The 20,661-nt window shown below is 71.1% G+C and carries 17 protein-coding genes; 2 read left to right on the top strand and 15 right to left on the bottom strand.

Annotated elements, in window-relative coordinates; all coding sequences use genetic code 11:
* Window positions 1-66: 66 nt before the first annotated feature.
* Window positions 67-1,368, top strand: coding sequence for an MFS transporter (locus ACIBHX_RS35265; protein WP_397071757.1), 1,302 nt, complete (start codon window positions 67-69; stop codon window positions 1,366-1,368).
* 5 nt (window positions 1,369-1,373) lie between these two features.
* Here ACIBHX_RS35265 and ACIBHX_RS35260 read toward each other — a convergent pair whose 3' ends face one another.
* The 12 genes from ACIBHX_RS35260 to ACIBHX_RS35205 all read right to left on the bottom strand — a co-directional run bounded on the left by ACIBHX_RS35260 (window position 1,374) and on the right by ACIBHX_RS35205 (window position 16,852).
* Window positions 1,374-1,562, bottom strand: coding sequence for a hypothetical protein (locus ACIBHX_RS35260; RefSeq protein WP_397071756.1), 189 nt, complete (start codon window positions 1,560-1,562; stop codon window positions 1,374-1,376).
* Window positions 1,563-1,592: 30 nt separating this feature from the next.
* On the bottom strand, window positions 1,593-3,257 hold the full coding sequence (ettA, locus tag ACIBHX_RS35255; protein ID WP_397071755.1) for an energy-dependent translational throttle protein EttA: 1,665 nt from the start codon (window positions 3,255-3,257) through the stop codon (window positions 1,593-1,595).
* Window positions 3,258-3,793: 536 nt separating this feature from the next.
* On the bottom strand, window positions 3,794-4,864 hold the full coding sequence (locus ACIBHX_RS35250; protein WP_397071754.1) for a GGDEF domain-containing protein: 1,071 nt from the start codon (window positions 4,862-4,864) through the stop codon (window positions 3,794-3,796).
* A gap of 508 nt (window positions 4,865-5,372) precedes the next feature.
* Window positions 5,373-6,329 carry a single-stranded DNA-binding protein gene (locus ACIBHX_RS35245; RefSeq protein WP_397071753.1) on the bottom strand — a complete coding sequence of 319 codons (957 nt, stop codon included), beginning with the start codon at window positions 6,327-6,329 and terminating at the stop codon, window positions 5,373-5,375.
* A 148-nt stretch (window positions 6,330-6,477) separates the two neighbouring features.
* On the bottom strand, window positions 6,478-8,091 hold the full coding sequence (locus ACIBHX_RS35240; RefSeq protein ID WP_397071752.1) for an ABC transporter: 1,614 nt from the start codon (window positions 8,089-8,091) through the stop codon (window positions 6,478-6,480).
* Window positions 8,088-10,013: a GTPase gene (locus ACIBHX_RS35235; protein WP_397071751.1), complete on the bottom strand. Its 1,926-nt coding sequence runs from the start codon at window positions 10,011-10,013 to the stop codon at window positions 8,088-8,090. Before ACIBHX_RS35235 ends, ACIBHX_RS35240 begins: the two co-directional genes overlap by 4 nt.
* Window positions 10,010-11,242: a uroporphyrinogen-III C-methyltransferase gene (cobA, locus tag ACIBHX_RS35230; RefSeq protein ID WP_397071750.1), complete on the bottom strand. Its 1,233-nt coding sequence runs from the start codon at window positions 11,240-11,242 to the stop codon at window positions 10,010-10,012. The genes ACIBHX_RS35235 and cobA overlap by 4 nt, the downstream gene beginning before the upstream one ends.
* Before the next feature lie 83 nt (window positions 11,243-11,325).
* Complete coding sequence (gene speB, locus ACIBHX_RS35225; protein ID WP_397071749.1) at window positions 11,326-12,339, bottom strand: agmatinase; 1,014 nt, start codon at window positions 12,337-12,339, stop codon at window positions 11,326-11,328.
* Between the two features lie 188 nt (window positions 12,340-12,527).
* Window positions 12,528-13,595 carry a nicotinate-nucleotide--dimethylbenzimidazole phosphoribosyltransferase gene (gene cobT / locus ACIBHX_RS35220; protein WP_397071748.1) on the bottom strand — a complete coding sequence of 356 codons (1,068 nt, stop codon included), beginning with the start codon at window positions 13,593-13,595 and terminating at the stop codon, window positions 12,528-12,530.
* The gene (locus tag ACIBHX_RS35215; protein ID WP_397071747.1) at window positions 13,595-14,467 is read right to left on the bottom strand and encodes a sirohydrochlorin chelatase; all 873 of its coding nucleotides are present in this window, start codon (window positions 14,465-14,467) and stop codon (window positions 13,595-13,597) included. Before ACIBHX_RS35215 ends, cobT begins: the two co-directional genes overlap by 1 nt.
* 40 nt (window positions 14,468-14,507) lie before the next feature.
* Window positions 14,508-15,683 carry a precorrin-6Y C5,15-methyltransferase (decarboxylating) subunit CbiT gene (locus ACIBHX_RS35210; RefSeq protein WP_397071746.1) on the bottom strand — a complete coding sequence of 392 codons (1,176 nt, stop codon included), beginning with the start codon at window positions 15,681-15,683 and terminating at the stop codon, window positions 14,508-14,510.
* Between the two features lie 86 nt (window positions 15,684-15,769).
* Entirely contained in the window at window positions 15,770-16,852 is a 1,083-nt protein-coding gene (locus ACIBHX_RS35205) for a GNAT family N-acetyltransferase (RefSeq protein WP_397071745.1), read from the bottom strand.
* A 76-nt stretch (window positions 16,853-16,928) separates the two neighbouring features.
* On the opposite strand from ACIBHX_RS35205, the gene ACIBHX_RS35200 reads away from it, so the two are divergent.
* Complete coding sequence (locus tag ACIBHX_RS35200) at window positions 16,929-17,921, top strand: Vms1/Ankzf1 family peptidyl-tRNA hydrolase (protein ID WP_397071744.1); 993 nt, start codon at window positions 16,929-16,931, stop codon at window positions 17,919-17,921.
* Here ACIBHX_RS35200 and ACIBHX_RS35195 read toward each other — a convergent pair.
* The 3 genes from ACIBHX_RS35195 to ACIBHX_RS35185 are packed head-to-tail and all read right to left on the bottom strand — an operon-like array spanning window position 17,911 to window position 20,604.
* Window positions 17,911-18,480 (bottom strand): lactate utilization protein C, encoded by a 570-nt coding sequence (locus ACIBHX_RS35195; RefSeq protein ID WP_397071743.1) that lies wholly within the window; start codon window positions 18,478-18,480, stop codon window positions 17,911-17,913. The two genes, ACIBHX_RS35200 and ACIBHX_RS35195, sit on opposite strands and share 11 nt — an antisense overlap.
* Window positions 18,467-19,870, bottom strand: coding sequence for a lactate utilization protein B (locus ACIBHX_RS35190; RefSeq protein WP_397071742.1), 1,404 nt, complete (start codon window positions 19,868-19,870; stop codon window positions 18,467-18,469). The genes ACIBHX_RS35195 and ACIBHX_RS35190 overlap by 14 nt, the downstream gene beginning before the upstream one ends.
* Entirely contained in the window at window positions 19,870-20,604 is a 735-nt protein-coding gene (locus ACIBHX_RS35185; protein WP_397071741.1) for a (Fe-S)-binding protein, read from the bottom strand. Before ACIBHX_RS35185 ends, ACIBHX_RS35190 begins: the two co-directional genes overlap by 1 nt.
* Window positions 20,605-20,661: the final 57 nt, after the last annotated feature.

The raw sequence follows: 20,661 nt of genomic DNA, 5'->3' as shown, positions 1-20,661 counted from the left end.
CCGAGGAGGAGTCTCCCAGAAAAGGATTCTAGAGCCTACTTCTAGAACTTGAGGAAGGCAGGCCACATGAGGCTGTTCTACGTCCGCGAACTCGACGAATACCCCACCGGTTCGCGCCGCATGAAGATCCTCACGATGGCCGTGCTGGCCATCCTCATCGGCTCATACGAGGGCCAGATCGCTCCCGTCGTCCCGCTCCTGCTCAAAGACCTGCACATGACGCTGGCCACCTACGGTCTGGTCTCCGGCGCCGCCGCCATCGCCGGCGCCATCGCCTCGATCCTGGGCGGGCGGCTCACCGACCGGGTCGGGCGGGTGCGGCTGCTCGTCCCGCTCATGCTGCTCACGGGGCTGTGCTGCTTCGTCATGACACTCGTGCACAGCCCGCGCGACCTGCTGCTCGCCCGGATCCTGCTGGCGTTCGTCGACGGCGTCGCGATGGCCAGCACGGCCCCGCTGGTCAGGGACTTCTCGCCCAGGATGGGCCGCGCTCAGGCTTTCGGCTTCTGGACCTGGGGGCCGGTGGGCGCCAACTTCCTGGCCGCCGCGATCGCCGGGGCCACCCTGCCGGCCTTCCACGACTCCTGGCGCTCCCAGTTCGTCATCATGGGATGCCTCTCGCTGGTCATCTCGCTGGTGATCGCCTTCAACATCGCCGACCTCTCGCCCGAGCTGCGGGCCAGGATCCAGCACACCGAATGCGCCGCCAGCGAGGTCGTCGACCTGTCACAGCCGCCGCGCATGCGGGCCCTCTTCGCCCGGCGCAACATCTGGGCGCACGTGGTGGGGATCCCGCTGTGGCTCGTCCTCTACATCACGCTTTCCCTGTTCGGGCAGACGATGCTGACGACCGCGCTCGGCATCACCACCGCCAAGGCCTCCACGATCATGGCGGCGTTCTGGAGCCTCAACCTGATCACGCTGATCATCGTGGGGCGGGTGTCCGACCGTACGCAGCTGCGCAAGCCGTACTCGCTGGGCGGGACGATCGCCTCGGTGCTCGTGACGGCCTACCTGGCGCTCATCCTCGGTCAGGACGACGTGTCGACTGGGCAGCTCATGGTGGTCGGGGCGCTGCTCGGAGGGTCGCTCGGGGTGGCGTACGGGCCGTGGATGGCCAACTACTCCGAGGACGCCGAGGACGTGGACCCGCGGCTGCAGGGCACGGCGTGGGGCCTGTTCGGGTTCCTCACCAAGGCCATCGCGGTCGTCGGGCTGCTGGTGATCCCGCGGGTCGTGGAGGCCACGAACTGGCAGACGTGGCTGCTGGTGGCGCTCGGCTGCCTGATCCTGTTCATCCCCGCCATCGTCCTGTTCCACGGCCCCTGGCGCCGCCCCGCTCCCCAGGCCACCCTCCAGGGGGTCTGAGCGCCCTATCTCTCCGGGGCGCTACCGGTCATCCTGTGCGTGGTCGCCCTGCTCGACGGGGCACGGCGGGCGCGCCACAGGTCGGCGGACTCCGCGAGGATCTTCAGAAACGCGTTTCTCCTCGGCGGCGTGATGCTGTTGCTCCTCGCGATGCTCGGCTCGACGTCGAGCCGCTCTTTGGCCTCGCCGTACACGGATGGTCTTGTACGGCGAGGCCGAGCACGCTAGTCGCGGTGGAGCTTGCGGTAGGTGACGCGGTGGGGGCGGGCGGCGTCGGCGCCGAGGCGCTCGATCTTGTTCTTCTCGTAGTCGGCGAAGTTGCCCTCGAACCAGAACCAGTTCGAGCCTTCCTCCCACGCCAGGATGTGGGTGGCGATGCGGTCGAGGAACCACCGGTCGTGCGAGGTGATGACCGCGCAGCCGGGGAAGTCGAGCAGCGCGTTCTCCAGCGACGACAGGGTCTCGGTGTCGAGGTCGTTGGTCGGCTCGTCGAGCAGGAGGACGTTGCCGCCCTGCTTGAGGGTGAGCGCCAGGTTGAGCCGGTTGCGCTCGCCGCCCGACAGCACGCCGGACTTCTTCTGCTGGTCAGGACCCTTGAAGCCGAACGCCGCGATGTAGGCCCTGGACGGCATCTCGACGTTGCCGACCTTGATGTGGTCGAGCCCGTCGGAGACGACCTCCCAGACGTTCTTGCTCGGGTCGATGCCACCGCGCGACTGGTCGGCGTAGGAGATCTTGACGGTGTCGCCGACCGTGATCGCCCCCGTGTCGGGCGTCTCGGTGCCGGTGATCATGCGGAACAGCGTCGTCTTGCCGACGCCGTTCGGGCCGATGACGCCGACGATGCCGTTGCGGGGCAGATCGAACGTGAGCTTCTCCATGAGCAGCCGGTCGTCGAAACCCTTGGACAGGTCGTTGGACCTGATCACCGTGGTCCCCAGGCGCGGGCCCGGCGGGATCTGGATCTCCTCGAAGTCCAGCTTGCGGTGCTTGTCGGCCTCGGCCGCCATCTCCTCGTAGCGCTGGAGGCGGGCCTTGGACTTGGTCTGGCGGGCCTTCGGGTTCGAACGGACCCACTCGAGCTCGTCCTCGAGGCGCTTCTTGCGCTTGACGTCCTTCTGGCCCTCGACCTTGAGCCGCTGGGCCTTCATGTCGAGGTAGGTGGAGTAGTTGCCCTCGTAGGGGTAGCAGCGGCCGCGGTCGAGCTCGAGGATCCAGTTGGCCACGTTGTCGAGGAAGTAGCGGTCGTGGGTGACGGCGAGCACGGTGCCCGCATACTTCTCCAGGTGCGACTCCAGCCACTGCACGCTCTCGGCGTCGAGGTGGTTGGTGGGCTCGTCGAGCAGCAGCAGGTCGGGGGCCTCCAGCAGCAGCTTGCACAGCGCCACGCGGCGGCGCTCGCCTCCGGACAGCTTCGTCACGTCCGCGTCGGGGGGCGGGCAGCGCAGCGCGTCCATCGCCTGCTCCAGCTGGGAGTCGAGGTCCCAGGCGTTGCGGTGGTCCAGCGCGTCCTGCAGCTTGCCCATCTCCTCGAGCAGGGCGTCGCTGTAGTCGGTGGCCATCAGCTCGGCGATCTCGTTGAACCGCGCCAGCTTCGCCATCGTGTCGGCCACGCCCTCCTGGACGTTGCCGAGCACGGTCTTCTCCTCGTTGAGAGGGGGCTCCTGCTGCAACATGCCCACGGTGAATCCGGGCATCAGCTTCGCATCACCGTTCGACGGCTGCTCCAGACCGGCCATCATGCGCAGCAGCGTCGACTTTCCGGTACCGTTCGGGCCCAGGACGCCGATCTTGGCTCCCGGCAGGAACGACAGCGTGACGTCGTCAAGGACAACCTTGTCGCCATGCGCCTTGCGCACGCGCTGCAACGTGTAGATGTACTCGGGCATGTTCTCTAGCTTAGGGGTTCCCGCCCAAGCTTCATCCCCGCTCCCCTCACCCCAAACCCACAAAAACGCCGAGAGCCAAGCCGCCCACCCTCACGCCCCATGCGATAAGCACCCGCCCAGCGGGCACCCGTGCACTAGGCGCCCGTGCACTAGGCGCCCGTGCACTAGGCGCCCGTGCAGTAGGCGCCCGCGCGGTAGAGAGCGCCCAAGGCCAGCGACGCATACCGGACTCCGCAAGCACCGCAGCAACCAGCCCATGCAACACGGAACCCACACGCTGGCACCCCCTGCGGCGGGCGACCCTACAGCGGAGAGCGTCCGGGGTGGCCGCGCATGCCGTACACCCGTGTGCCATGCGGCGGGCACCCCGTGCGGCGCAGAACCCCGTGCGTGAGCACCCGTGCGGAGGGTGCCGTGCGGCGGGGAACCCGTGGGCGGGCTCCCGTGGGCGGGCTCCCGTGGGGAGGGGGCCTCGTGTGGTGGGCGGCGGCGGGAGGTGGGGAGGCTTGGGGAGAGGTTGTTTGGGCGGGTGGGGGTTATGGGTGGGGGGTTGGGGGTTTGGGGGGTTGGACGGCGGGGACGCAGATGCGGTCGCGGCCGAGTTCCTTGGCGCGGTAGAGGGCCAGGTCGGCGGCGGCCAGGAGCTCGATGAGGTCGTCGCCGTGGACGCTCATGATGGCCACCCCGGCCGAGATCGTCACGGTGATCATGGCGTCGTCCGCGGGCACGGCCATGCGGCCGATGCGGCTCCTGAGGCGTTCGGCGACCCGGCGGGCCTCGTGCACGTCGGCGCGCGGCAGCAGGACGACGAACTCCTCGCCACCGAAACGCCCCACCACGTCGTAGTCGCGCAGCTGGCTGCGCAACGTCGCCGCCACCCCGACCAGCACCTGGTCGCCGACGAGGTGGCCGTGACGGTCGTTGACCCGTTTGAAGTGGTCGATGTCGATGATCAACAGCGCCAGCGTGTCTCCGGTACGGCGAGCACGGACGATCTCCGTGTCGGCCTCCCGCTGCCAGGCGGCCGCGTTGAGCAGGCCCGTCTTGGGATCGGTGCGCGCGGCGGCCTGGAGCTGAGCGTGCAGGAGGCTGCGCTGGAGGAGGACCACCGGCGGCAGGGCGAGCACCAGGAGCGCCAGGTTGAGGCCGGAGGCGATCGCCACCGTGACGCCCAGGCAGAGCTCCACCACGTCGAGCAGCAGGCTCTCCCGGTCCCACAGCACCTCACGCCAGCGCGTGTCGGGGTCGGCCGTGTGCGCGGCCACCGCGATGAGAGCGGCGTTGAGCAGGGCGAACAGCACCGCGCACGCCACCGCGTAAACGATCGGCAGTCCCCCGCCCCGCGCCAGCACGGCCGGGTCTGGCACCAGCCAGTGGAACGCCGCCGAGGCCGTACAGCCGGCCAGACCGATCGCGGCCGAGCTGAACACCCTGCGATAGAGAACGGTCGCCCGCACGCGCCACTGCAGCAGCACCTGGAGGAGGATCGGCGCGAACAGCGCGTAGACCGGCGGCAGGAGCAACACCACCGGCAGCCACCACGCCGACAGCAGGTCGCGCGACACACCGGCCGGCATGCCCAGGCGGCGGCTGGCCTCGATGCACACGGCACCACAGCCCATCAGGGCCAGGAAGGTCAGCAGGTCATGCCAGCGAAAATCGGTAGATGTCGCAAACACCACAATCGCAGCGAGATCCAGAGTTACGATCCCGCATAGGTAGACCACGAGCGGGCGCCGCTGTCCAAGCAGCGGCCATCGACCGGCCAGTGTTGACACACCGTCGCGAGACTTGACCGAGGTGTGACTGGTCGCCGCCATCTCGTCTCCTCCCTGACTAACGATGTGTAACACAATAGTTGCGGAGTGTGCGACGCGCGACGGGAACCGCTACCTTGGGCAACGTGGCCACGTGCGTCCACGTGGTCCGCGAAGGGATGCCGCTCACTCCGCGAGCGGGCCGTGCTGGGAAAGGAGCAGCCATGGTGCGGGGCGTGACCTGGACCTGACAGATGCTCTAGCCATCTGACACGGGCAACGCCATCGGCCACTCCTTTCGGTGCACGGTTCAGCGGAACTCTGGGGCACCGATGTGTGGGCCGATGCCCCCTCCTCCTCAGGCGGCCACCCGGTCCTCCATCACCGCCCTCCCGGTGTCTCCCTCCACGCCGCCATCTCGCGCTGCCCCGGGCTCGGCCGCACTCGCGCCGACGCCCTCACGATCGCCGCCGCCCTTACGGCCTCGCCGCCGCATCCCCATGACCTCGGCAGCCCGCCCCTCTTCACGCGGCTCCATCCCCGAGTCCCCACTCCCCTGCGTCTCGCCAGACCCACCGCCCGGCTCCAGTGCTGAGCCTCCACTCCCCTGCCCCGCGCCAGGCGCCTCGCAGCCTGGCTCCAGTGCTGAGCTCCCCTGGACCACGCCACGATCTCCACCGTCTCGCGCCGCACCAGGCCCCTCGCCGTTCTGCGCAACGTCGGTGCCTTCGCGATCGCGTGTTGTGGGGGCCGCATCCCTCTCCCACGCCGCCCCAGGGCCCTCGCCCTTCTGCCCCACGTCAGAGCCATAACCGGCTGCGTCCACGTTGGCGGCCTTACCAGCGCTACCCGAGACGGTGCTTCCCCGGAGGTCGCCATGACCGACGGCGGGGCCCATGGCCCAGTCCTGGGTGTCCTCGTCGAGGAGGTCGCGGCGCTCGCGGGTGGCGACGCCGCGTTCCGGCTTGGCGAAGCTGCCCGTGCCCCAGCGCAGGTTGTGGCCCACCGAGATGGCCTCCACCTCGGCCATGAAGCGCCGGCCCTCCTCACCTTCGAACTCGCGGATGCGCAGCTTGCCCGAGACCACCACCGGATGGCCGACGCGGATCGACTGGGCCACGTTGTCGCCCAGCTCCCGCCAGCAGCGCACGGCGAACGCGACCCGCTCCCCGTCGGTCCACTGGCCGGTCTTCTTGTCGAAGTAGCGATGGTTGGTCAGCACCCGCAGCGAGGTGACCTTCACACCGTCGTCGAAGGTGTACTGGCGCGGCTCGGCGGCCACGTTGCCGGTGAGCGTGACATAGATGTCGTTCATCCCTGTGCCTCCCAGTGCGGCGGGCCCCGATGCCCGCGGACCGGGAACAGGTTCTCCCGTACGGCGGGCGGGCCAGGACACCGAGCGGCGTTCTGGGGATAGCGCTGCTAGCGCCCTGTGGACGACGACACGGCCGGCCGTACCGAGGTCAGCCGGACAGACCCTTCAGCGCGGTGTAGAAGGCGTGGTGGCGGGCCAGCTCGCGCTCGACGGGCTCGACCACCATGGACTCCGAGACCGCCGCCACCCTGCGCCGCATCTCGCGCTCCAGCCGCTCCCGCTCCCGCGAGGCGCCGAGCTCGACGAAGTTCTTCGAGGCGACCGCGGAAAGAGCGCCGAGGCCGAGGACGGAGGCCATCATGAGCCCCACCCACGGCAGCGCCGCCGTATCGGCGAAGAGCTCCAGCCCGGACGGCAGGGAGCCGCCGAGGAAGAGCCCGGCGGCGAGCCACACCAGGCCGAGCGCGAACGCCGCCACCAGGACGTACTGCCAGATCTTGAGCAGGCGCCACCACCCGGGCACCCGGTCGAGCTCAGGCGCCACCTCCGCCAGCTCCTCGGTGAGCGCCTGCGGCAGCTGCGCCGAGCGAGACCTGGCCGCGTGGTTGACGGCCGAACGCCAGACAGGCGTCATGCCGGCGGAGAGCCCGTCGGCCAGCGCCTGGACGGCGTTGTTCACCTCGGCCGACTGGGCGCTGACCGAGCCGGTGGTGATGCCGCGGATCTCGTCGCCCAGGTCGTCCAGGCGCAGGCTCTTCAGCGGATCGGGGCGCAGCTTGGAGATCCAGCGCGGGTACGGCCAGCCGGTCCACCGCTTGGAGCGGGTGGCGTAGACGTTCTCCAGTGCCTCGCCGACGGCGGGCACGCCGACGGCGTCGCAGAGCGCGTCCGTCAGGCCCAGCCTGCGCGCCTCGTCGACGGAGGAGGGCGCCTCGCCGACCGGCATCGAGACCGTCAGCCGCTGCTCGAACCGGTCGAGGTCGGCCTCGAGCTTCTGGATGGCGGCCCGGCGGCGCGAGACGGATCCGGCGACGACGCTCTTGAGGCTGTCGATGCCGCGCCCGGTGACCGCGGAGGTGGGCACCACCGTGGGGTGCTCGACGCCCTCCCTGCGCAGCAGGTCGTTCAGGTCGATGACCAGCTCGGCGAGCTCCTCGGTGGTGAGCTTGTCGGCCTGGTTGAGCGCGAAGACGGTGACGGCGTCGTGCCCGGCCAGCTCGGTGACGTAGCGGCGGTGGGTGGAGGCGTCGGCGTACTTCTGCGGGTCGAGCACCCACACGACCAGGTCGGCCAGCCCGATCAGGCGGTCGGCCTCGTTGTCGGTGAGCGCCCTGATGGAGTCGTGGTCGGGCAGGTCGAGCAGGATCAGGCCGTGCAGCTGCGACTCGCCCTTGTCGAGCGCGGAGGCGCGGGCGAAGCGATGGCGCCACTGGATCTGCAGCCAGTCGAGCAGCGGCCCGGCGCCCTCCAGGCCCCACACGCAGGCGTGCGTACGGGCCGTGGTGGGCCTGCGCACGCCGGTCGGCGACAGCTCCAGGCCCGACACGGCGTTGAACAGCGACGACTTGCCGCTGCCGGTGCCGCCGGCCAGCGCGACCACGGTGTGCTCGGAGGACAGCTTGAGCCGGTCACCGGCCCGGAGCAGCAGGTTGCCCGCCTCCGTGAGCAGCTTCTCGTCGAGCCTGCCCGGTCCGAGCTCCACGATCTTGTTGAGGGCGTTGAGCCGGGGCGCGAGCCCCTGCCTGGTGGTCATAACCGTCATCGAGCGACCTCGAGGTTGTACGTTGCCTGGTAGAGGCGGGTCGCCGCGGACTCGTCGGGGATCCCCGCCGAATCGAGGGCCTGCACGTAACGCATGGACTCCTCGTCGAACAGCATGCCGATCCTGGCACGCAGGTCGCTGAGCGCCTTGGCCCCGATGCCGCGCAGCGACTCGGCGCCGAGCAGCGCGTTGACCAGCCGGTGTGGCACACCTTCCGCCGTGCCGCTGAACATGGCGACCATGAAGATCAGGGACAGCGAGTCGGCGTCGAACTGCACCATCTTCGACACCGAGCGCTTGGCCACGCCCTCGGTGCGCACCAGCTCGACCACGTGCTCCTGCCAGGCGGCGATGGCCCGGCTGGCGTGCCGTACCAGCTCGTCGGAGGGGCGCTCGAGGCCCTCGGCGAGCGTGGCGCCCAGCTCGGAGCGGTGCCGCCAGCGCGCGACGACCTCCTCGGCGGCGCGGTTGGCGGCGGCCACGATCACCGACTCGATACCGGTGCGCAACGCGGCGCGGAACGCCATGATCCGCTCGGGGCCCTGCTTGGCGGCCTTCCCGCGCTTGCGCAGCATGACCGTGCGCGTGAGGTCGCCGGAGCCGGCGTAGTCCTGCCAGCGGGCCAGCACCTCGCCGTGCAGCAGCGAGCCGGTGCGGAGGGCCTGGTCGATCTCGGCGAGCGCGCCCATGTAGGCGGCCTCGACGTCGGTGCGCAGTTCGGCGCGGAAGGCGACCTGGCCCTCCAGGTGCCGGGCCAGCGCGGGCACCCGGGTGCGGAAGCTGTCGAGCACGCCGCCGAGCGTCTCCTGTACGGCCTGGGCGCGGCGTTCCTCGTCGACGGACAGCTCGGCCAGCCACAGGCGCAGGTCGGTGACCTCGCTGTCGGGCAGGCGGCCGTCCTCGACCGTGGACTCGTGGATGACGAAGCGGTCGATCTCCCCCAGGCCGTATTCCGACAGCATGCGGACGAAGTGCTTCATCACCACCTCGCGCGAGCGGGGCTGCACCCGTGACAGCACGATCGCCAGCCGGGCGCCGCGCTCCTTGGCCAGGCGCAGCAGGTTCCAGGCGGGGGCGTCGGCGTAGCGGGCGGCCGTGGTCACGAAGATCCACAGGTCGGCGGCGTCGAGCATGCGGTGGGCGATCCCGTGGTGCTCCTCGACGACGGAGTCGATGTCGGGGGTGTCCAGCAGCGCCACGCCCTGCGGCAGCTTCTCGGTCGGCACTACGACCAGGCCGGTGGGGCCGGACTCGCGGGTGGGCTTGTCCAGGCGCTGGAGCCCGCCGAGCAGCTCGCCGTCGGCGAACCAGGGCCGGTCGTCGGGGTGGCAGGCCAGCACCGGGGTCCCTGTGGTGGGGCGGCGGACGCCGGTGCGCGAGACGTTCCTCTCGGCCAGCGAGTTGACCAGCGTGGACTTGCCCGCGCCCGTCGAGCCCGCGATCACGATGAGCGCGGGGGCGGTGCTGGTGCGCACCCTGGGGATCACGTAGTCCTGGAGCTGGGCCAGCAGGTCGGCCCGCGTCTTCCTGGCCTCCTCCACGCCCGGCAGGTCCAGGCCGAAGCGCAGGTCGGAGATGCTCTCGCGCAGCTGGTCGAGCGCGCCGGTCAGCGCCTCGACGGCCGCCGCGGGCAGCGCCTCCACCCGCACGCCACTCTCCGCCGCAGCAGGAGCCCCATCCTCCGGTACGGCGGGCGTCCCGGAATCGGCCGACGTCTCCGAACCCGATTCGGCATCCTCTACGGCAGGCGAATCGGAATCGGCTTCCGACGACGGCTCGGCCACATCGGAAGTTTCGGGAGGCGCGGCAACCTCCTCATGGACGTCGTCCACCACGCCGATGTCCTCGTCCTGGACGGCCCCGAAGCTCAGAGTCTGCTCCCCCGCCGACTCCTGGCGCCCGTCGTCCATGGCCGTGTTCACGGCAAGCGCTCCGCTCGAACCATCTCGACCTCCTGGCCGACCCTGACGACCTCACCGACGATGACGATCGCCGGCGGTCGTATCCCAGCCGCGGACACGCGGTCGGCCACGGTGGACAGGGAAGCGGTAACCGCCCGCTGGGTCGGAAGAGTACCGTCCTGTACCACCATTACGGGAGTTTCCGGCGAACGTCCGTCTCGGAGGAGGGCCTCGGCCACTCTCCCCAGCCTCTCCACGGCCATCATCAGCACCAACGTGCCTTGTGACCTGGCCAGAGCGGGCCAGTCGACGGTCGACTGCGGATCATCCGGCGCCACGTGTACGGAAATGACGTGGAACTCTTGACTTACTCCCCGATGCGTAACAGGAACTCCGGCCGCCGCCGGTACCGCCACCGCGCTGGTGATGCCGGGCACCACCAGCACCGGAATCCCGGCCTTCGCGCAGGCGAGCATCTCCTCGCCGCCGCGGCCGAAAACGAAGGGGTCGCCGCCTTTCAGCCGGACCACGAACTTCCCCTGCCGCGCCCGGTCGATCAGCACGGAGTTGATCGCGTCCTGCGCCAGGGCCCTGCCGTAGGGGACCTTGGCGGCGTCGATCAGCTCGACGTCGGGCGCGAGCTCGTCGAGCAGGGCCCGCGGCGCGAGCCGGTCGGCCACCACCACGTCGGCCTGCGCCAGCAGCTGGCGGCCGCGTACGGTGATCAGGCCAGGGTCGCCCGGGCCGCCGCCGACGAGGGCGACACCGACGGGCTTGGTGCGGTTGCGCCGCGCGTCGACCGTGCCGTCGCGCAGCGCGTCCACCACCGCGTCCCTGATCCCCGCGGCCCTGCGCGGGTCGCCCCCGGCGGTGACGGCCACGGTTATCTCGTCGACCCTGCCGGAGGCGGGGGTCCACGCGGCCGAGGCGTCCCTGTCGTCGGCGCGTACGCACCAGATGCGCTTGGCCTCGGCCTCCGCGGCGATCTGCGCGTTGACCTCCCGTGCCGACGTGCACGCCTGGACCAGCCAGGCGCCGTCGCAGTCGCCCACCTCGTACGGGCGGGCGTGCCAGGTGATCCTGCCCGTGGCGATCAGGTCGTCGAGGGCCGGCGTGACGCTCGGCGAGACCACGGTGACCAGGGCGCCGGCCTCGAGCAACGCGGGCACCCTGCGCTGGGCGACGCGGCCGCCGCCCACGACGAGCACCCGGCGGCCGTCAAGCCGCAGGCCGAGGAGGTAGGGACCCATGGCGGGCAATCTCCAGGTTCGCGAAGGTTGTGTGTTAGGAGGCAAACCTACCGGGTCTTAACGAGAGTTTTGCTTCGCACGAGTCAACGGCCGTCAAGAAGAGGCTGGAGGGGATTCCAGCGAGGGCCGCCACCTTCGTCCTTGCGACGTCTGGCCATCGCCGAGAGCGCCTCAAGAATAACCCGGTTCCCGAGATACGCGGTGATGTCCGCGTGATCATAGGGCGGCGAGACCTCCACGACCTCCATGCCGGCGACGGGCAGCTCGTAGCAGATGCGCCGCACCGAGTCGAGCAGTTGCCTGGCGGACAGCCCGCCGGGTTCGGGGGTCCCGGTGCCGGGCGCGTGCCCGGGATCGCAGACGTCGATGTCGACCGACAGGAAGATCTGATCACACTCGTCGAGCGCGATCTCGAACGCCTCGGTCAGGCACTCCTCCAGCCCACGGGCGACGATCTCGGTCATCTCGTATGAGCGCATCCGCTGCTGGGCCATCCAGTCCAGCGTCTCGGGCCCTGGCCAGTAGCCGCGCAGCCCGATCTGCAGGAACCGGTCGCCGCGGATGGCGCCGGACTCGATCAGCCGGCGCATCGGCGTGCCGTGGCCGTGCAGGTGCCCGAACTGGATGTTGCCGGTATCGGCGTGCGCGTCGAAGTGGATCATCGAGGTGCGCCGCGCGGTGAACGCCCTGGCGGTCCCGCGGGCGTCGGGCAGCGCGACGGTGTGGTCGCCGCCCAGGATCAGCGGGATCGCCCCGGACGAGGCGATCTTGTGGACGGCCTCCTCGATGTCGGCCAGCGAGGTCTCGACGTCGCCCGAGTAGCACGCGACGTCCCCTGCGTCGTAGACGCGCAGGTCCTTCAACCCGTCCACACGCAGCGCCAGGCTCGGCCGCGATCCGTCGTGCGGCAGGTAGCAGGCCTGCCGCAGCGCGTTCGGCCCGAATCGGGCGCCCGGCCGGTTCGAGGTGCCGCCGTCGAACGGCGCCCCGATGATCACGACATCGGCGTCCGCGTATGACGAGGCGTCATTGACGTCACACCGATCGACACCGAGAAACGTGATGTCCGGCCCGAACATCGCCCCATATCGACTCATGGCGTCCATCCTCACATCTCCAGGACAGCGACTCCCACCAGGCCGGATGCACGAAGTGGACAAAGATTCCCTTGCGGGTTGTACGGCAAGCCGCACCACCCACCCTCCGCCGACCTGACCTCGCGCCCATCGCTTCCACGCCAGTCGGGCGCGCGAAATCCCGCCGTGACGTCGCGGACAGGACCCGCCTAGGTGGTCTTGTCGGTGACACCCGCGGAATCGAACGTGGCCACCTCGTGCATGACCCGGACGGCCGCGCACACCAGCGGATGCGCGAGCAGCCCGCCGGTGCCCTCCCCGAGCCGGAGCTCGAGGTCGACGAGCGGCCGCAGCCCGAGGCGGTCGAGCGCGGCGGCGTGCCCCGGCTCGACGGAACGATGCCCGGCCACGCAGTGGTCGACGACGGCGGGCACCAGCGCGGCGGCCACCAGCGCGGCGGAACCCGCGATCACACCGTCCAGGATGACGGGCACCCCGAGCGCCGCCCCGGCGAGGACGAACCCGGCGATGGCCCCGTGTTCGAACCCGCCCACGGCGGCCAGCACGCTCAGCGGGTCCGCCACGTCGAAGGAGTTGACCTCCAGCGCGCGGCGGACGATCGCGACCTTGTGCGCGTGCGTCGCCTCGTCGATGCCCGTGCCGAGCCCGGTCACCCGGGCGGGGTCGAGCCCGGTGAAGGCGGCGATGAGCGCGGCCGAGGCGGTGGTGTTGGCGATACCCATGTCGCCGGTGATCAGGCAGCGCGCCCCGGCGGACACCAGCGTGCGGGCCACCGAGATGCCCACCTCGACGGCGGCGACCGCCTGCTCACGCGACATGGCGGGCCCAGCAGACAGGTCCGCCGTCCCTCGGGCGATCTTGCGGGCCACGAACGCGGGCGAAGCCGTGAGCTCCGCGGGAACGTCCGCGGCGACACCCACGTCCACCACGGTGACGGAGGCGGCCGCCTGGGCGGCGAAGGAGTTGGCCACGGCGCCGCCGGCCAGGAAGTTGGCCACCATCTGCGCGGTGACCTCCTGCGGCCACGGGCTCACGCCCTGGGCGTGCACCCCGTGGTCGGCCGCGAAGATGGCCAGCGCGGCGGGCGACGGCATGGGCGGAGGGCAGGTGCCCGCCGCGCCGGCCAGCCGTACGGCGACCTCCTCGAGCGCGCCGAGCGAGCCGCGCGGCTTGGTGAGGCGGTCCTGGTGGGCGCGGGCGTCGGCGAGCGCCCTGGGGTCGGCCGGCCTGATCGCGGCGAGCGTCTCTGCGAGCATCACTGCACCAGTTCGAGTGCTTCCTCGTAGCGGTCGATGACCACGTCGGCCAGGGTTTCGCAGTCGCCGATCACCTCGGCGCAGCGGATGTCGAGCTCGGGGTGCCCGGCGCCGTAGGCCAGCGCCTGCGCCCAGACCCGCTCCAGCATGCCGCCGGCGAACAGCAGGTAGGGCACCACGATGACGCGCTTGGCGCCCAGGCGGCGGCAGCGCTCGAGCCCGCCTGGCACGCCGGGCGGGGTTACGGAGACGAACGCCGTCTCGACGGTCATGAAGTCGTAGGCGTGGGTCTCCCAGAACAGCCGGGACACCCGGTGGATCTCGGCGTTGGCGGCCGGGTCGGTGGAGCCCTCGCCGACCAGCACGACGGCAGTCTCGCCCGGCTCGACGTGGTGGGGCAGGTCCTCGATGGTCATCGAGTCGACGGCGCGCAGCCGGGGGCGGCCGCCCACCAGCTCGAGCGGTCGCAGCTTGGGCATCTCGGCGGCGGCGTCGTTGAGGCGCTCGGCCAGCAGGGCCAGCACGCGGGGGTCGGGGCCGAGGGGACGGCCGTAGTCGTACATGAGGGTGGGGTGCCTTTCCTGCTCCAGTGCCATGGCGGCGGGGAACTCCTCTCCCAGCCTGTTCAGGCTGAGGGGGAGCGCCACCAGGCGGTGGTGCCCGCGGGCGACGAGGGAGGCGACGGACTCGCTCAGCCGGGGCGTGGCGCGCTCGAGATAGCCACCGGAAACGTCGGCGGCGGTCTGGTCGAGGCGACAGCGGAGCCGGTGGACGAACCTGCCGAACTCCGCGGAGTCGGCGTCGTCGTTCGAGCCCTGCCCGATGAGCAGCAGCGGCGGCTTCATGTTGTAGGGGATCTCCTGCGTAGACAAGACACGCGAGAATAACCGATCGGCAGCACTGCTGGACAGGTCACCCCGCGTGACCTGGCACGGCGTGCACGACGAAGAGGGGGTCGGCGGCGCTCAGCGTGTGCGAGCCGCCGCGCATCACACTCAGCTCGGCGGCGCCGATCTGGGTGCCCTTCGCCCGGTAGCCGTGCTCGCGCAGCCGGTCGAGGACGGCCGGCACCTGCTCGACCGTTTTCAGTGCGCAGACCAGCGAGCGCGGCCCGCGCGAGGCGCAGGCGACGATCACGTCGGTGCCGCCACCGCCCACGAACACCGCGTCGGGGTCGGGCAGCGGTTCGAGCGCGGGCGGTGCCTGGCCGCGCGTCAGCGCCACCTTGACGCCGTGCTCGAGCACGGCCGTGCGCAGCCGGGCGCAGGACCGCTCGTCGCGCTCGACCGCCATCACGGCGGCGCCGAGCCTGGCGCACTCGATCGCGATCTCGCCGGAGCCGGCGCCCACGTCCCAGACCAGGTCGCCGAGCCGGGGTCCGAGCTTGGCCAGGACGAAGGCCCTGACCACTGGCGGGAGGCCGTGCTCGAACGGCAGCGCCCATTCCGCGGGCCCCGGCTGGGCTCCGGCGATCCAGCCGGGCCGCCTGGGCTTGTGCAGCGGGTCGAGGACGAGGACCACGTCGGGGTCCTTCCACGGGCGGGTGGTGGCCTCGCCCATGCGGCTGTGCGTGATCCGCTCGTCGGGCCCGCCCAGGTCCTCGCAGACGATCAGGGCGCGGGGCGTGGTCGGGGCGAGCTCCCTGGCGATCTCGCCTGGCCCGGCGCCCGGCGCGACCAGGACCGCGACCTTGTGGTGGGCACGGCAGGCGTTGACCACCTGGGGCAGCTGCTCGGGCCCGCGCGGCGCGACCACCAGGGCGTCCTCCCAGTTCAGCCCGGTCCCGGCGAAGGCGCGGCCGACGAGCGAGACGGCGGGCACCACCTCGGGCTTGATGCCGTGCGCGCGCAGTTCGCCGACGACGCCGAACAGGCCTGGGTCACCGTCCGCGATCACGACGGCGTCGCCCTCACCGCGCTCCAGGTGGGTGTCCAGGGTGCCGAGCAGGTCGTCGGGTCCGGCCCTCCTGGCTTTGAGGTCCAGGTGGGCCAGGACGTCGTCCGGCCCGACGACGAGCGCCGCCGCGTGCAGCCGCGCCAGGGCCTTGGCCGACAGGTCCGATCCGTCCCACCCGACAACCGTGATCATGGCACCTCACCGCCTCACCACTAAGAGTGACGGCTGCCGAGGTGTTTCACAAAGGGGTGGGAAGGCCAGTTCGGCGAGCCCGGCCGTCAGAGTCCCAGATCCGCCGGAATCAGGCCGTAGACCACCAGGTCCTGCCCGTCGAGCGCGTTGCGCGCCACGCCTTCCCTGGTGAAGCCGGCTTTCTCCGCCACCCGCTGGGAGGCCGGGTTCGACACGGCAGCGCGCAGCTGGATCCGGCGGAAGCCGTGCTCGTCGAACAGCCACCGGGCGATGGCCACGACGGCCTCGCCGGCGTAGCCGTTGCCCCTGGCCCAGGGCGCGACCATGTAGCCGACCTCGGCGGTCAGGTTGCCCCAGTCGAGGTCCCGCAGGTCGACGTCGGCCACGAAGCGCCCGCCGTCGAGCTCCTCGACGCCGAAGGCGATGCCGTGCCCGCGCAGCCGCATCCGCTCGGAGATCGCCACGAACTCGGTCGCGTCGTGCCTGTTGTAGCCGCGTGGCACGCCCGTGTTGGCCTGGGTCAGCTCGTCCGCGCCCGTCGCGGCCAGGCCCGGCGCGTCCGCCTCGGCGAGCGGCCGCAGCCTCAACCGCTCCGAGCGCAGCTCCGTCCTGGGCAGGGCCCTGGACGGCGTACGGCTGTCGCCGCGCAGCAGCCCGAAGATCACCAGGTCGTGCGGCCCGTCGTCCTCCATGGCGCCGCCCTTGACGACGCCTTCCCAGGTGAAGCCCGCCTTGTGCGCCACCAGGAGCGAGGCCACGTTGTCCAGGTTGGCCGTCAGGTCCACCCTGCGCAGCTCGGTGGTGGCGAACACCCAGTCCACGAGCCCGCGCACGGCCTCGGTGGCGAACCCGCGGCCCCGGTACAGGGGGTGCACGCCGTACCCCACCTCGGTGGTCCCGGCGCCCCACGAGGTCTTGAACAGGCTGATAGCGCCGACGACGCCGGTGCCCTCCTCCACCATGGCCAGGTGCACGCCCTGGCCGCTGCGCCACAGCTCGTGCACCCCGGCCGCCAGCCACTGGGCGACGCCTGCCACCTGGGCGGGCGTGCCCGGCGGCAGGAACTGGACGCCGGAGGCCACGATCGAGCGGATGCGCTCGGCGTCCTCGGGCCGGAACGGGCGTAGAACCAGGCGGCCCGTGGTGATCCTGACATCTGCGTCGAACACGATCCGGAGGCTACATCGGGCGAGGTTTGCCGGGGAATCTAGGGGTACGGGCGCATGTAGAGCGGAGGTGATGGCTGTGCGGCTCGATTTCATCAGGCCGCTTTACGAAAGGCCGGGTCCGTACGCGTCGGTGTATCTGGCGGGACGGGCGGGACCCGAGGAGGCAGCCCACTGGCGGGGGCTGCGCGATCAGCTGTCGGAGGCGGACACCCGCACGCTGGAGGCGATGGAGAAGGAGGCCGCCCGGCCGGCTGAGGGCCTGGCGATGTTCGCCACCCACGGCGAGGTCGTGCTGGCGGAGGCGTTCACCGGGCCACCGGCCGAGCTCGCGGAATGGTCGCCGCTGCCGTACATCACGCCGATGCTGATGCTGCGCGGCGAGAACGTGCCGCACCTGCGGGTGATCGTGGACCTGGCGGGAGCCGAGCTGACGACCGTCGGCGGCGGCTCGCCGCGGATCGACACGGAGCCGGCGTCCACGTGGCCGCTGCTGAAGACGGCGCGGGGCGGCTGGGCGCGCACGCGGTATGAGCGCGGGGAGTACGAGGCCACGGCGGTCGCCCACGAGATCGACGAGCAGGTACGCAGGATCGGCGCCGACCTGGTCGTGATGGCGGGCGAACCGCGGTCCCGCTCGCTGCTGTGCGACCACCTGGGCACCAAGGCGGCCGACCGGCTGCTGATGGTCGAGCGTACCCAGGCCGACCGCGCCGGCTTCGCGCGCGACGCGGAGAACGCGCTGGACGGCTGGCTCGACCGGCGCCGCGCCGAGCTGCTCGAACGTTACGCCGCCGCGCCGGCCGTGACCGGCATGGCCCAGGTGGGCCGGGTGCTCAGGGAGGGCAGGGCGCAGGCGATCCTGATGCCGGGCGAGCTGGCCGAGGAGATCTGGATCGGCCCCGGCTCCACGCAGCTGTCGCCCGACCGGTCGGAGCTGCGGCGCTGGGGCGTGGAGCATCCGGTACGCGAGCGGGCCGACTCCGCCGTCGCCAGGGCCGCCGCGATGACGGACGCCGAGCTGTGGTTCTGCCCCAGACTGGAGGACGTGGCGGCGGTCGTCAGGTACTGATGATCACCTCGAGCGTGCGCGGGCCGTGCACCCCTTCGACCCGGTTGAACTCGATGTCGCTGGTCGCCGACGGCCCGCTGATCCAGGTCAGCGGCCTGGCCGGATCCAGCCTGGCCACCGCCTCGGGTACGCCCGCCACGACCTGGCCGGCCCGCACCACGCACAGGTGGTAGTCGGGCAGCAGCGTCTGCGCCCTTGCGCCCTGGCCCGGTCCTGCGTCGAGCACGATGGTGCCGGTCTCGGCGATGCCCACCGCGCAGCCGGTGATCACGCCGTGGGCCTTGGCCAGGTCGCTCTCCGGTACGGCCGGCCACCACTCCTCCGCCAGGCCCTCGGGGACGACCATCCGCCGCCCGGCGGTCAGCTCGGCGATCTTGGCCGGGACGTCGCTCTCGGCGAGCACGTGCACAGTGGCGTTGTAGTCGTCCACCCGCTCGGCGAAGCGGCCCACCAGGTCCTCCAGCGGGACCGTGGTCCGGTAGCCGCGCGGGATCTCCACCTCGGGGGCTCCCGCGACGGCCTGCCGTACCCTGGCGAGGATCTCCTCACGCGCGCCCATCGCGCTCCCACCAATCTCTGAACGACTCTTCCGGGATCTCGGGCAGATCTCTGGTGTCGGTCCAGGCGGACAGGGGACCCGGCAGGCGTTTGGGCGCCAGCTTGCGGAAGCGGGTGGCCAGGCGCTGCGCCTTGGCCAGCCGTACGTCCTTGTTGAGAATCCAGCCCGCGACCTTCATGCCGGCGCGCTCGGCCGGCGAGTGCGGGGCCTTCGCACGCAGGTCGACCAGCACCTCGGGGATGTCGATCGCGACGGGGCAGGCCTCGAAGCAGGCGCCGCACAGCGAGGAGGCGTACGGCAGCGAGGCGTCGATGGGCGAGCTCATGCCGCGCAGCTGCGGGGTCAGGATCGCGCCGATCGGACCCGGATAGACCGAGCCGTAGGCGTGGCCGCCGGCGCGCTCGTAGACCGGGCACACGTTCAGGCAGGCCGAGCAGCGGATGCAGCGCAGCGCCTGGCGGCCGACCTCGTCGGCGAGCACGCCGGTGCGGCCGTTGTCGAGCAGCACCAGGTGGAACTCCTGGCCCTCGACCGCGCCCGTCCACGTGCTGGTGTAGGGGTTCATCCGCTCGGCCGTGGAGCTGCGCGGCAGCAGCTGGAGGAAGACCTCCAGGTCGCGCCAGGTGGGCAGCAGCTTCTCGATGCCGACCACGCTGATCAGCGTCTCGGGCAGCGTCAGGCACATCCGGCCGTTGCCCTCAGACTCCAGGACGACCAGCGTGCCGGTCTCGGCGATCATGAAGTTCGCGCCGGAGACGCCGACCTTGGTCTTCATGAAGCGCTCGCGCAGGTGCAGGCGGGCGGCCTCGGCCAGCGCGGGCGGGTCGTCGGTGAGGTTCTCCGGGGCCGGGCGGCCCCACTCGGCCATCTTCGCCAGGAAGATCTCGCGGATCTCCGAGCGGTTGCGGTGGATCGCGGGGACCAGGAAGTGCGAGGGGAAGTCGTCCCCGAGCTGCACGATCAGCTCGGCCAGGTCGGTCTCGTAGGCGGTGATGCCCTCCTTGGCCAGGTGGTCGTTGAGCCCGATCTCCTGGGTGGCCATGGACTTGACCTTGACGACCTCGGTCTCGCCCTTGGCCTTGATCAGCCCGGTCACGATCCGGTTGGCCTCGGCGGCGTCCCTGGCCCAGTGGACGTGCCCGCCCGCCTTGGTGACCGCCTCCTCCATCTGGACCAGGTAGCGCTCGAGGTTCCTGAGCGTGTGGTCCTTGATCGCCTTGCCCGCCGCCCGCAGCTCCTGCCAGTCGGGCAGCTCGGCCACGGTCCTGGCGCGCTTGTCGCGGATGGTGTGGGTGGCCCGCCGCAGGTTGTGCCTGAGCTGGGAGTCCTGTACGGCTTCCGCCGCGTTCTGCGGGAAGCTGCCCGGCATCCCGAGGAATGTGCCGGCCATCACGCCCTCCCCTCCTCGGTGGCCGCCAGGATCTCGGCCAGGTGCATCACGCGGACGCCCGTGCGCTGGCGGTGCAGGGTGCCGCCGATGTGCATCAGGCACGAGTTGTCGGCGGCGCACAGCACCTCGGCGCCGGTGTCCAGGACGTTGCGGACCTTGTCGGCGCACATGGCCGCCGAGATCGCCGGGTTCTTCACGCTGAAGGTGCCGCCGAAGCCGCAGCACTCCTCGGCCGCGCCCAGCGGCACCAGCGTCAGCCCCTTGACGTGGCTGAGCAGCCGGGTGGGGCGGTCGCCCAGGTGCAGCCCGCGCAGCGAGTGGCACGTCGGGTGATATGTCACCCGGTGCGGGAAATATGCGCCTACGTCGTCGACGTCGAGGACGTCGATCAGGAACTCGGACAGGTCGTACACCTTCGGCGCCACCTCGGCGATCGCCACGGCTCCCCTGCTGCCCTGCCGTACCAGCTTGGGATATTGCTCGCGGACCATGGCCGCGCACGAGCCTGACGGCGTCACCACGGCGTCGTAACCGGCGAAGACCTCGGTGAAGTGACGGGCGAGCCGTACGCCCTCCTCGCGGTAGCCGGTGTTGACGTGCATCTGGCCGCAGCACGTCTGCGCGGCGGGGAAGTCGACGTCCACGCCCAGCCTGCGCAGCAGCTTCACGACGGCCTTGCCGGTGCCGGGGAAGAGCGTGTCGTTCACACACGTGATGAACAGGGCGACTCTCACGGCACTCCTTCCAAAGTATGGTCAGACCACAGTATGGTCAGACCATACTTCGCGACA

The sequence above is a fragment of the Nonomuraea sp. NPDC050536 genome (assembly GCF_044457685.1).
Lineage (GTDB): Bacteria > Actinomycetota > Actinomycetes > Streptosporangiales > Streptosporangiaceae > Nonomuraea.
The sequence above is the reverse complement of the archived record's forward strand: the minus strand, read 5'-3'. Positions and strand labels throughout refer to the sequence as shown.